Annotated in this window: 11 protein-coding genes; 7 read left to right on the top strand and 4 right to left on the bottom strand. The window is 32.2% G+C overall.

Going from position 1 to position 12,429, the window contains the following annotated elements; all coding sequences use genetic code 11:
* Positions 1–54: 54 nt before the first annotated feature.
* Entirely contained in the window at positions 55–597 is a 543-nt protein-coding gene (locus tag AC3WRL_RS10215) for a hypothetical protein (protein WP_261510987.1), read from the bottom strand.
* 116 nt (positions 598–713) lie between these two features.
* Between AC3WRL_RS10215 and AC3WRL_RS10210 the strand changes: the two genes are divergently transcribed.
* The 5 genes from AC3WRL_RS10210 to AC3WRL_RS10190 all read left to right on the top strand — a co-directional run bounded on the left by AC3WRL_RS10210 (position 714) and on the right by AC3WRL_RS10190 (position 5,959).
* Positions 714–2,450 (top strand): glycoside hydrolase family 3 protein, encoded by a 1,737-nt coding sequence (locus tag AC3WRL_RS10210; RefSeq protein WP_261510986.1) that lies wholly within the window; start codon positions 714–716, stop codon positions 2,448–2,450.
* A gap of 7 nt (positions 2,451–2,457) precedes the next feature.
* On the top strand, positions 2,458–3,606 hold the full coding sequence (bshA, locus tag AC3WRL_RS10205; RefSeq protein ID WP_214831220.1) for an N-acetyl-alpha-D-glucosaminyl L-malate synthase BshA: 1,149 nt from the start codon (positions 2,458–2,460) through the stop codon (positions 3,604–3,606).
* A 349-nt stretch (positions 3,607–3,955) separates the two neighbouring features.
* Positions 3,956–5,230 (top strand): DUF2851 family protein, encoded by a 1,275-nt coding sequence (locus AC3WRL_RS10200; protein WP_492330210.1) that lies wholly within the window; start codon positions 3,956–3,958, stop codon positions 5,228–5,230.
* The gene (locus AC3WRL_RS10195) at positions 5,223–5,444 is read left to right on the top strand and encodes a PspC family transcriptional regulator (RefSeq protein WP_007839346.1); all 222 of its coding nucleotides are present in this window, start codon (positions 5,223–5,225) and stop codon (positions 5,442–5,444) included. Before AC3WRL_RS10200 ends, AC3WRL_RS10195 begins: the two co-directional genes overlap by 8 nt.
* 2 nt (positions 5,445–5,446) lie before the next feature.
* Positions 5,447–5,959, top strand: coding sequence for a GNAT family protein (locus AC3WRL_RS10190; protein WP_214831218.1), 513 nt, complete (start codon positions 5,447–5,449; stop codon positions 5,957–5,959).
* 72 nt (positions 5,960–6,031) lie between these two features.
* On the opposite strand, the gene AC3WRL_RS10185 is transcribed toward AC3WRL_RS10190, so the two are convergent.
* From AC3WRL_RS10185 to AC3WRL_RS10175, 3 genes are all read right to left on the bottom strand, one after another.
* Complete coding sequence (locus AC3WRL_RS10185; protein ID WP_214831217.1) at positions 6,032–6,766, bottom strand: SIMPL domain-containing protein; 735 nt, start codon at positions 6,764–6,766, stop codon at positions 6,032–6,034.
* A 101-nt stretch (positions 6,767–6,867) separates the two neighbouring features.
* Positions 6,868–7,641, bottom strand: a complete 774-nt coding sequence (locus tag AC3WRL_RS10180) for a carboxypeptidase regulatory-like domain-containing protein (RefSeq protein WP_214831216.1) — start codon at positions 7,639–7,641, stop codon at positions 6,868–6,870.
* A 64-nt stretch (positions 7,642–7,705) separates the two neighbouring features.
* Positions 7,706–8,452 carry a peptidase associated/transthyretin-like domain-containing protein gene (locus AC3WRL_RS10175; protein WP_261510983.1) on the bottom strand — a complete coding sequence of 249 codons (747 nt, stop codon included), beginning with the start codon at positions 8,450–8,452 and terminating at the stop codon, positions 7,706–7,708.
* Positions 8,453–8,635: 183 nt separating this feature from the next.
* On the opposite strand from AC3WRL_RS10175, the gene AC3WRL_RS10170 reads away from it, so the two are divergent.
* Together AC3WRL_RS10170 and tssD are read left to right on the top strand one after the other, a co-directional pair.
* The gene (locus AC3WRL_RS10170; protein WP_492330209.1) at positions 8,636–11,776 is read left to right on the top strand and encodes a UvrD-helicase domain-containing protein; all 3,141 of its coding nucleotides are present in this window, start codon (positions 8,636–8,638) and stop codon (positions 11,774–11,776) included.
* Between the two features lie 217 nt (positions 11,777–11,993).
* Entirely contained in the window at positions 11,994–12,398 is a 405-nt protein-coding gene (gene tssD / locus AC3WRL_RS10165; protein WP_089028847.1) for a type VI secretion system tube protein TssD, read from the top strand.
* Positions 12,399–12,429: the final 31 nt, after the last annotated feature.

Below are 12,429 nucleotides of genomic sequence, written 5' to 3'. Positions count from 1 at the left end.
TTCGGAATTTATTCCGAAGCCTTTTTAATTATAAAAAACTGAAAAGATATTATTCTAATTCTTAGTCTTTATTTTAGACTCATCAATATTGTAATATTTAATTACGCTATAGTAATCATTGTAATCCACTGGAGCCGAAGCTTTACTACTTGTTTTAGCAGATCCTGTATTAGCAGGTAATATTACCACTCTAAATCTTTTATTCGTGTAATACGTTGAATTTCCACTTGCGCTTAAATTCAATGTAGAATTTACGTTAATACCAATATCAAACTTACTGAAGTCAAATGAATAATCTACCGCAACATTGTTATTAGTAAAGAAAGTATAAGGAAGCAATCTCCAGATTGGAGAGTTATTATTCGTAAGACCTGTTTGCAAATAAATAAGAACAACATCAGATTGTACTAATGGATTGGTAAATGCATCTGAATACTGATATAAATTATCATTTGTTCTCGTGAAAGTCGGCGTAATATCAAAAGCTGTACCTACCGTATCATGATCTTCAAAATTGTTATTATCATCATCTTTATCACAGCTAAAAATAAATAAGCTGACAAAAGCTAATAGGAGGATTGGAAGAAATTTTTTCATTTTTATAAAAGTTTTAATTATTATTTATAAAGCACATCCAAAACATATACCAAAAAACTTAAAAACATCCATTATGATGATTTTTTTAATTGTATTTTTGTTCTTATTCTAAAGTTATGAACAAAATAGTTTACACTTCTCTCTTCATATTCTTATTCATCAGTTCAAAAATCACTGCCCAGTATCAGCCAAAGGGCATTTCTCAGGCAGATATAAGTAAGGCGAACCAATGGGTTGATAAAACGTACAGCTCTCTTTCTCAAGATGAAAAATTAGGACAACTTTTCATTGTTGCCCTTTATACTAATAAAGATGAAAGCCATATTAACCAAGTTAGAAATATTGTAATCAACGATAAAATCGGCGGATTGATTTTAATGCAGGATGATGCAGCAAGAGAAATTACGCTCGTCAATGAATTTCAGCAGAAGTCTAAAGTTCCTTTAATGATAGGAATGGATGCTGAATGGGGTCTTTATCAAAGAATAGCCACAGCTCATAAATTTCCGTGGGCGATGACCCTGGGCGCTATTCAGGATAAGAATCTTATTTATCAAATGTCTGCTAAAATAGCTGCAGATTGTAAAAGAATGGGGATCAACTGGGATTTTGCTCCTGTAGTAGATGTTAACACGAATCCAAACAATCCTATTATCGGAAACAGAAGTTTCGGCTCTGAGGTTGACAATGTTATCAATTCGGCATTAGCGTATTCAAATGGACTACAGGACAACAATATACTTGCCGCAATAAAACATTTTCCTGGCCATGGTGATACAAGTACAGATTCTCATTTAGACCTGCCTGTTGTCTCACATCAATTGGACCGACTTAATGCAGTTGAACTTGCCCCTTTCAGGGCATTAATGAATAAAGGAATTGGAGGCGTAATGGTAGCCCACTTATATGTCCCAACATTAGAATCAGGAAAAGGAATTCCGGCTTCTGTATCTAAAAATATTATTACAGGATTATTAAAAGAAAAATTAGGATTTAAAGGCTTAATTATTACTGATGCTTTAAATATGGGAGCTGTAGCTAATAAGTACAAACCTGGAGAATTAGATGAATTGGCCTTCAAAGCAGGAAATGATATTATGCTTTTTTCTCAGGGTGTATCTGAAGGTAAAAAGTTAATTCAGAAAGCTATTGATAATGGAGAAATTTCACAATCCCGGGTAGAAGAAAGTGTAAAGAAAATATTACTTACAAAATATTATTTAGGTCTGGAAAAATACAGTCCAAAAAATCCTGAGAATATAAATAATGACCTTAACAATGATTCTCACAAAGTTTTAGTTCAGAATCTTTATTCTAATGCTTTAACTTTATTAAAAGATGAGCAAAAGCTGCTCCCACTTAGCGGAAAACAAATTTACTATGTCCCATTGGAAGAAGCTCCTTTTCAAACATTTGCCAACCAGTTAGGCTCTAATGTAATTATTAAAAAAGCCAATGAAATTAATACAATTCCTTCTAATTCTACGGTAATTGTGGGTCTCCATAAAGATAATTCTACTGCCTACAAACCTTATAAAATTTCAGCAGAATCAAAAAGAGTTCTGACTGATCTATCAAAAAATCAAAAAGTCATATTAAATGTATTTGGAAGTGCTTATGCACTAAAAGACATTGATATTTCTAAGATTTCAACTGTTCTTGTTTCTTATGAGAACAACGATGATTCAATGATTGCAACAGCAGATGCTTTACTCGGAAAAACAAAAATCTGGGGAAGGCTTCCAGTATTGATCAACGATCATCTAAAAGCAGGAATGGGTATCGACTTGAATTCAGGTTCAGCTCCTGATACGAAATCGAATTCAACTATATTTACAACATCAAAACAATAATAAATCAATGAAAATAGGCATACTTTGCTACCCAACATACGGCGGAAGCGGTATCGTAGCAACAGAACTTGGAATGTCCCTTGCCAACAAAGGCTATGAGGTTCATTTCATAAGCTCAGCTCTTCCGGCAAGATTAGACATTACCAATCCAAATATTTTTTTCCATAGAGTTAATGTTCAGACTTATCCCCTATTCCAATATCAACCTTATGATATTGCGTTAAGTTCTATGATATACCGTGTCGTAAATTTATATAAACTCGATTTACTTCATGCTCATTATGCAATTCCTTATGCTTATGCGGCATTTACAGCAAAGCAGATGCTACAGGAAGATAATAATGATATTCCTTTGGTAACCACTCTCCATGGGACAGATATTACTTTAGTTGGGCAGCACCCAAGTTATAAACATGCGGTAGAATTCTCAATTAACAAATCGGATGCGATCACTTCAGTATCTGAAAGTTTAAAAAAAGACACTCTCCAATTTTTTAATATTAAGAAGCCAATTCAGGTGATCACCAATTTTATTGATAATTCTGAATTTGATGAATGCAATGAGTGCCAAAGAACGCAGTTTGCTGATCCTGATGAGAAAATATTGATTCACGTTTCCAATCTACGTCCTGTAAAACGTGTGGAGGAAGTTCTACAGATTTTTAAGAATGTAAATAAAAAGGTAAAATCTAAACTCATTATTATCGGTGAGGGTCCTGATATGGAAAAGGTCAATCAGTTCTTAGAAGAAAACCCAGATTTAATTTCTAAAATCCGTCTTCTTGGAAAAGTAAATGATCTGTACAGAATATTACAGCTTTCGGATGTCTTCTTATTACCATCTGAGCAGGAAAGTTTTGGTCTGGCTGCATTAGAAGCAATGGCAGCGAATACACCTGTTATCAGCTCTAACGCGGGTGGAATTCCAGAAGTCAATATTCAGGGAGAAACAGGTTTCTTAGCAGAAATAGGAAATGTTGAAGCCATGAGTAATTATACCATTAAGCTATTAAGTAATGAGGAACTTTTAGCCAAAATGAAGATCAATGCGAAAGAACAGGCTATAAAATTCGATTTGAAAAACATTCTTCCTATATATGAAGAAATGTACATAACAACTATAGAAAACTTCAGGAAGGAATTAACGAAAGCATAGTGCTTTATAAAGACTTCTGTAATAATATAATTAAGGCTTGGATTTTTAATCCAGGCCTTTTCTAGTTTCATGAATTTTCAATCACATTTATTGCTTGATCTGGGTTTAGTTTTTACCCTGTTTCAAATCATTAACATCTAATAATTGAATATGACTTCTTCATTCATCTAAAAAGATCGATACTGATTATCTTTAATTAAAATGAAGGAAAAAAAATAAAAAAACAGCTATAATATCCCATTTGAATATATATATCCTATACATCCATAAATATGCAATACGGCGGTGAAAAATCTTAAGAACGAGTTGATAAAAGTGCAATATTTACGATATATTTATTATTACACTTATGACAGAAAAATTACTTCAATATCTTTGGAACTTTAAAATTTTCAAAAGTTTTGACTTCAAGGATATTGAAGGAAATCCTATTGAAATAATAAATTTCGGTAAATGGAATACCAATGCCGGCCCTGATTTTTTACTTGCTAAAATAAAAACTTCCGACTTAACTTTAAGTGGAAACATTGAGCTTCACGTAAAGTCATCTGACTGGATTTTTCATAACCATTCCCAAGATCCCAATTATCAGAATATTATCCTGCATGTTGTTTTTCAAAATGACGTAGAAATTGAAGAATTCAATGATAGAAAAATTCCCACTTTAGAGCTGAAAAATTTTATCGATGAAAATTTACTTTGGAAATATGAAAAACTGATTAATGAAAATCAGTTCATTCCTTGTGAGGGTATTTTTAATAAAAAAAGTATTCCCATTAATTTTCATGAAGAAAACATTCTAAAAAAGCTGGATCGGAAATCACTTGAACTAGAAGACAGTTTAGAACGATATAAAAATAACTTTGAAGCCATTCTCTTTCATAGTCTTGCTTATACCTTCGGATTAAAGGTAAATGCCTTTATATTTAAACAAATTGCCGAAAGCATAGATTTTCCTGTCATTAATAAAATCCGGCAGAATAAAACACAATTGGAAGCCTTGTTGTTCGGAATCTCTGGCTGGCTTGAACATCCACAAGATGAGCAAATGAAAATTTGGAAAAGAGAATTTGATTTTATAAAAGTTAAATACCAAATATCCGATATGCATTTCAGACCAAAGTTTTTGCGATTGAGGCCTCCAAATTTTCCAACCATTAGACTTTCGCAATTAGCAGACTTATATCATCAGCATCAAAATTTATTTTCAAAAACCATCCTTTCAAAAAATGCCGATGAATTAGTGAATGTTCTAAAGAACATAAGTGCATCTGATTATTGGAATAATCATTTTAATTTTGGAAAAATATCTCCCATTAATCAGCCTAAGACATTAAGTAAGGATTTTATTGAGCTTATTATTCTAAATACAATTCTTCCTTTAAAATATACTTATCACAAATATCATGATGAGGAAATAGCTGATGAGATCATTGAGTTTTATAGGAATTTACCTCCTGAAAAAAACGCTATTATAACCTCTTGGAAAAAACTGAATATAAAAATCAATAATTCATTAGAAACCCAAAGTTTCATTTATCACTTTAATAACAGCTGTGAAGAAAAAAATTGCTTAAATTGCAGTATTGGATTTAAACTTTTAAAAGATTCTTCAAATGCTTGATAATATCCGTCATAAAATGGAAAGAGAATGGTTTGGTGTTCTGACAAGAATGGGTGCTAAACTGGGAATCCCTGTTTCTAAATTGAGGGTATTCTTCATTTATTCAACATTTGCAACAGCTGGTTTTTTCTTTCTGATTTATCTGGGTTTAGCTTTTACGCTATGGATCAAAGATATTTTCATCACAAGAAGACCAAGCGTTTTTGATTTATAATTATGGAATTTCTACCTATTACTTCATCTGAAGATTACAGAATTAAAGATATTTACTATTCCTATTCAACTACTTTCCCTGAAGATGAGAGGAGAGATTGGGATCAGTTTGTAAAATTATTTACGAATCCTAATGTTAAGGTAATTTCTGTATTACATGAATCAAAGGCAATTGGATATCTTATCATTTGGGAATTGAGCACTTACACTTTTGTTGAGCATTTCGAGGTTTTTGCTGAATTTAGAAGCCAAAAGCTGGGATCTCACATTACAGGATATTTGTTTAAAAACTATCCGAGAATTGTTCTTGAAATAGAACCAGATCATTTAGGTGATGATGCCAAACGACGCTACTCCTTCTATCAAAAGAATGGTTTTTCGTTAATTGATGAAATGTATGTACAACCAAGCTATGGTGAGGGAAAGAATCCATTAGACCTGTGGTTATTAGCGAATTATTCTCCTGAGGATCTAAAAAAAATTAAAGAAGAAATTTACGATATTGTTTATCATTAATTATAAAAGCCGGATAATGTCCGGCTTATTTTTTATAAAATCTTTCAATATAATATAAGGAAGAAAGTAAATTTAATCTACTTCGTACTCCAGTTTTATAGTAATACTTGCTGCTTTCTCCTTAGAAGAGGTATTAAAAGCTCCACCATAAGAATAATCCTCGTTTGAGTTGGGTGCAGTAATCTGAATAACACCCATTGTTGCTTTTTTAAGATGACCAAGACTGCTTCCTGAATTTTCCGCTATTTTTTCTGCGCGTTCTTTAGCATCTTTAGTAGCAGTGGCAATCATTTCCTGTTTTACGGTAGTCAGTTTTGTATAAAAATAAGACGGTGAAGAAGAAGTAAATTCAATACCTCTATTGATAATTTCTGTTATGTTTCGGGATAAATTTTCAATTTTAGCCACTTCCTTGCTCTCTATTGATACAGTCTGAGTAAGATTGTATCCTGAAAATTCTCCTTGTACATTATTACCATTTGAATCCGTATAATTTCTAAACTGTTTCTGAATATCCACAGAAGAATATATAATCTCATTCTGCTTTATTCCTTTTGAAATAAGATAATCGTTGATCACTTTTTTATCAGCCAACAGTCCATCATAAGCCAATTTCAGATCAATATTATTTTTTGAAAAACTTCCAGACCATGTGATCAAATCCGATGTAAACTGTTTCGTTCCAAGTCCTGTTACTGAAATGGTATTTTCAGATTTATTTCTGTTTTTAATAGCATTTCCGAGAAGCCCAAGACCAATAATAAAGCCTAAAGCTGCAATTGCAATAACTATAATATTTTTATTCATAAAAATTTGTGAATTTAATTGATGTCTTATTTAAATTTTCTTTTTAAATGAAATTATTATATCAATTTCCGTTCCGAAATTTTAAGATTTCTTTAACAAATTCAAGATTTAATGGTTTTTAATCTTTCCAAAAAAGCTGGTATTGTATCTTCCAGTTTCAGTAACACACCCGATAAGTTTTTGGCTTTTACATAAGTTCTAGTCTGAGGCTTAACTGTAAATGAAAATTCTATAAATTCTGAAATTCTTTCTGCGGGAATTCCTGCACTCGTAAAATAGTCATCTTCCACTCGTTTTCTTACCCACAGAATATGATCTTGCAAGTCGTCAAATTTATATTGCCGTTTTTGCCTTCTTGCTTTTCCACTGATCAAATCATAGGCTCCCTGAACATCCAAATTCCCCAAAAGTATAGGAAGTAAAACTTTCTTAACTTCCGCCGGCCTTTCTCTCATTTTCGTGATAGGCTGAGGAAGCCCTACTGCCTGTTGTACAATTTCACCTTTATCTACTTTAGCGACCATTCTGGAATCTTTCGTCAGATCACCAGATAATTTTTTCACTTCAACTTCCTCTATTTCTTCAGGAATTCTAACCATAGTGATGAAGATTTGAGAATTAACGCCATCTGCAAAAACTCTTTTTGAAACCCTCTCATAGCCTGGTCTTACAAACCTTAACTCATCATTTCTTGAAGCTTCAATAGAAAATTCACCTAAAGAATTACTATATACTTTTTTATCTGTTGATACATTGACTACAGTAACGGAACCTAAATTAATATCATTATCATCTGTAATTTTGCCAGTAACGATCTGTTGGGAATAAACAACCCCAAACAAGAACAACATGATAAAAAATAATTTTCCTTTCATTCAATATTCCTGCATACACTATACATACGATACCAACATTCTATTACAGCTTGATTTTTATGACTTATCTTTGAGTCTGAGGGGCACGATAGGATGATATTCTGGCAAGTACAGCTCTCTGAAATCTCATAAGATCTGCATCACTACAGTATCCGTATTTCAATATTCTCCTCCTTTCAAAACCGACTCTCAAAACATAAGAAATAAAATGCTGTATCAATGATTTTTCTATCTTAAGATCCATAAAGTACTGATCACCTAAGCTTTCATGTAAATAGCTCATAAAATCCACATCATCCCATTTATCCTTTACCTTCCCCACTGAAAAACCTTGCCCCTTAGGCTGTACAAACTCCCCGGCCTTTGCTGCCAGAATTCTTGGATCAGACTTTTGAGCTATATACACATCAATGTCTTTGGCTAGCTTTTCAACTTTTTTTGGCCTGTTTAGATTTTTAGAATCTATTTTCAAGTCTCCTGTAATGCCCTTTTTGATCTCTACTTCAGCAATTAATGCCATCTGTCGGATAAGTACCACATTTAAAGGAGAACCTATATTCTCTTGTGTTATTTTTTTATTGATCCTTTCATATCCACTCTTCACAAAGCGAAGTTCATCTCCCTGTCTGCCGGAAATCATAAAGTGTCCATCTGTATTTGTAGAAACACGTTCATCGGTTCTTATATTGATAACAGTAACTTCAGGCATTTCAATATTCTCTTCGGTAGTTATTTTTCCAAAAAGGTAATCCTGAGCATAGGTTTGAATGAAGAAAAGAAATGGTAATAGAAAGAGTAATTTTAATTTCACGAATAGTTTTTTATAAAGCAAAGCTAAAATTATTTTTAATGTATACCATAAGTTTAACCACAGTTAACGCGTTTTAGGATTTTTTTTAGAACTTTCTATTTCTAATTTGTTAAATAGCGAATTGTAATTGTTAAAATTTCACTTAATTTTTAGCTAACTTGCAGTTTCAATTCATCCCAAAAAATGCAAAATTCTTATACAGTCATCAATGCTTCTGCAGGTTCCGGGAAAACCTATGCCCTTGTTCAGAGGCTTTTGATGATCTGTCTTCGTTATCCCAATCAACAGCATGCTATCAGAAATATTTTAGCATTAACCTTCACCAATAAGGCTGCTAATGAGATGAAGGAAAGAATCCTGTCATGGCTTGGAAATTTCTCAGCTAATAATTTTGCTGATAATAATGATTTAAAAAATATTCAGAAGGTTTTTGAAGAAGAGGGATTACGAATTACTATTGATGAATTACATATTCGTTCTAAAAAATTATTAGATTATATTCTTCATAACTATTCTACTCTAAATATTGGAACCATCGACCGTTTCAACTCACGTTTGGTAAGAAGCTTTTCCTATGAATTGGGACTGGCTAAAAACTTTAATCTTGAAATTGAAGCCGAACCATTCCTCATTGAAGCTGTAGATAAAATGCTGGATCAGATTGGAGAAAATGATGCGATCTCCAATTCTTTTATGGATTACGTAGATTATAGCCTCGAAAATAATGAACGGATCAACCTTAATAAAAATCTATACGATTCAGCAAAAGAGTTTGTAAAAGATATTCATTACGAACAGTTAAAAAGCAATAATAATTTTGATGATACGAATTATGAAAATATAAAAAATACGATTCGTAAAGAGATTGTATCCAATAAAAAACAGGCAATAGAAGTGGCCACAAAATCTATTGATCTGTTCAAATCAAGAAATATTGATATCGAAGATTTTGCTCAGGGAAAAAACGGGATTGGAGGCTTCTTTACCAAGGTCTTAGATTTTTATAATCAAAAAAGAGCAGGCTTTCCTTTTCCAACCACGCAGGAAGAATCGGTTGTTAATAATTACAGAAAAGGAGCTTCTTCCAAAGCGAAAGATAAAGAAACTGATATTTTTGAAATCCTTGATCAACTTTTGGACAACAGAATGCAGCTTATCCTTCTTTATATTGAAACTCAGAAAAAGGAGAAAATATTATCTGCATTACTTCCTTTAAAAGTAAATAAAGATATCCAGGATGAGTTAAAAAAGATTGAAGAAGAAAATGATCTTGTTCTTCTTTCAAAATTTAATATTCTCATCAATGAAAATTTAAGAAATGAACCTTCAGCCTTTATTTATGAAAAGGTAGGTTCTCAATTCCAGCATTATTTTTTTGATGAATTCCAGGATACTTCCGAATTACAGTGGCAGAATTTTGTTCCATTAAGAGATCACAGTGTTTCCATGGAAAATACCACCTTTACTTTGGTAGGGGATCCTAAACAGAGTATCTACAGATTCCGTGGTGGAGAAAGCAAGCTGATGCTGGATATTATCAATAAAAAAGAGGTTTCCCCAAAAGAAGCACAACTATTGGTATTAAAGGACAACTGGCGAAGTGCCAAAAATATTGTAAAGTTTAACAATGAGCTCTATCACTATCATTCCGTGGATCTTGAAGAGGAACATAAAAATATCTTTGGAACTGATGCTGAACAAAATCCGAAATCAGGAATTGATGGCAGAGTAAAGGTAAACCTCATCGAAAATCTCACGAATGAAGATTTTTACAATGATACATCCGAAAGAATGCAAAAAGATATTCAGGACTGTCTTGACAATGGATTCAAGTTTGCGGATATCACAATCCTCTGTCGTGGTAATTTCGATATTTTCAGCTATTCTCAAAAGCTTGGAAACCTGAAAGTAACGTACAAAGGTGAGGAAACAAATATTAAAACCATTTCAGATAAGGGTCTTACTCTGGAATTGTCGAATACCATACAAGCTGTCATAGAATTTTTAAGATGGGAAACGAATCCTAAGAACAAAACTAATTTAGTTATGATGATGTATTATCTTAATAAATTAGGAAGGGTACAGATGCCGGATTTCACTTTATGTATGAAAGAAATTCTCGACATTGAACCTCATGATGAAATACTACAATTCATACAAAAAACTTATTCTTTACAACTGACACAGGATCATTTTCCAAGATTTAATTTATACAACTTTGTAGAATATTATATCAATGAATTTTCATTTGAAAATAAAGAAACAGATTTTTTACTGAATTTCCTTGAAATGCTCTTTAATTTCACACAAAATGCAGGTGCCAGCACAAAGGAATTTTTAAAATATTGGGATGAAGAAGCATCCACGTACACTATTCAGGCATCAGAAAATATTGATGCTATCCAAATTATGACAATTCATAAAGCAAAAGGGCTTGAGTTCCCAATTGTTTTTATCCCAATGATGAATAAAAATCGTGACTCAGAATTTTCCAACTGGTTTGAAACAAATAGCAATGAAGCTTTGAAATCTGTAAATATTAACCAGTTCAGTAAAAACTTAGAAGCTTACGATGAAGAAATTGAAAAATTTAATAAAAAGAATTCTTACAAAAATTTAATCGACAGATTGTGTTTACAGTATGTTGCCACTACCCGACCTGTAGAACAGTTATTTTTCTATCTGCAAAAACAAAATAAAACCTCAAATAATCTGGAGATCTTAGAGTTTATCCAAAGTAAAAATACGGATCAATCTGATGAATTTGATCTTTATGATATACATCCTGAAATGTTGAGAAAAAATTCTAAAGACAAAACCTCATCATTTAAGACAAAGGATATCAGGAATCTAAAAAATATTAATGAAAAAAGCACATCCATTAAGATTGCTACACCTTCTAAAAACTATCAGGTTCGAAATGAAAAAGTAAGGATCGGTCTTTTTGTTCATGAATTATTATCAAAGATCAATACTGAAAAAGATATTCAAAAAGTCCTGGAAAGTTATGTTTTGGAAGGACAGATTACCTTGGGTGAAAAGAAGGAGATCCACGAAACATTATCAGGTATTGTTAGTTCTTATTCTGAATTCTTTGATGAGAAATGGATTGTAATCAATGAAAAAGATATTATGATCTCTGAAAGGGGAGAAAGCAGAATCTACAGACCTGACCGGATCCTAAAAAGTGATGACGGCTATATCATCGTAGATTTTAAAACTGGTGAGGTCTCTGAAAAGAATGACAAACAAATAGAAATGTATAAAAACGTATTGGAAGGTTTGGGTAGAAACGTAATAAAGACTCAACTTATTTATTTATAAAACCTGGAATTCCTTTATACATGGGTATTTTTGTCAATTTTAACATTAAAGATATCGTAGAATTACTACAAGATATCGTAGAACTACTACAAGAAATCGTAGAAACACTACAAAAAACAAAACTTATATTCAAAAGTTTTAAAGTATCATTAAAGAAGTATACATTTGCTACATAATCACTGAATCATATATTTATTAACGATTAAAATTTACAACTATGGCAGCAAATTCAAGAGGAATCTTAAAATTCAACGGAAGTGAAGGACAAAAATTATTAAAGCTTAATTATAGCGTATCAAGATCTACAGACGTTTCAGGACGCGTGGCATCAGATCCATCAAACGCTATTATTAAATTAACAATTGAAGCTACAGAGAAATCTGAGATCCTTGAAAGCTTACTAAACGGAAAATACAAGCCTACAACAGGTGAAATTACATTCAACAAATCTCACGAAGAAGGAACATTAATTACTTTAACTTGGGAGAATGGATATGTAATTCAACACGAAGTTGATTTTGATGCAGTTGACGAAAACAGCATGTTGATCAGCTTTATCGTAAGTGCAGAGAAAATCAACTATGGTAATTCTGCTTACGAAGGTATTTGGCCTGGTGCATAATTTATGCATATTGACATTAATAGAAAGATCA

This window comes from Chryseobacterium sp. FW101-FHT12H09 (genome assembly GCF_058790395.1).
This window is presented reverse-complemented; position numbering and strand designations above follow the sequence as displayed.

Coding starts and splice junctions, on each gene's coding strand:
- AC3WRL_RS10215 (WP_261510987.1), bottom strand. CDS start 597: ATGAAAAAATTTCTTCCAATCCTCCTATTAGCTTTTGTCAGCTTATTT.
- AC3WRL_RS10210 (WP_261510986.1), top strand. CDS start 714: ATGAACAAAATAGTTTACACTTCTCTCTTCATATTCTTATTCATCAGT.
- bshA (WP_214831220.1), top strand. CDS start 2,458: ATGAAAATAGGCATACTTTGCTACCCAACATACGGCGGAAGCGGTATC.
- AC3WRL_RS10200 (WP_492330210.1), top strand. CDS start 3,956: ATGACAGAAAAATTACTTCAATATCTTTGGAACTTTAAAATTTTCAAA.
- AC3WRL_RS10195 (WP_007839346.1), top strand. CDS start 5,223: ATGCTTGATAATATCCGTCATAAAATGGAAAGAGAATGGTTTGGTGTT.
- AC3WRL_RS10190 (WP_214831218.1), top strand. CDS start 5,447: ATGGAATTTCTACCTATTACTTCATCTGAAGATTACAGAATTAAAGAT.
- AC3WRL_RS10185 (WP_214831217.1), bottom strand. CDS start 6,766: ATGAATAAAAATATTATAGTTATTGCAATTGCAGCTTTAGGCTTTATT.
- AC3WRL_RS10180 (WP_214831216.1), bottom strand. CDS start 7,641: ATGAAAGGAAAATTATTTTTTATCATGTTGTTCTTGTTTGGGGTTGTT.
- AC3WRL_RS10170 (WP_492330209.1), top strand. CDS start 8,636: ATGCAAAATTCTTATACAGTCATCAATGCTTCTGCAGGTTCCGGGAAA.
- tssD (WP_089028847.1), top strand. CDS start 11,994: ATGGCAGCAAATTCAAGAGGAATCTTAAAATTCAACGGAAGTGAAGGA.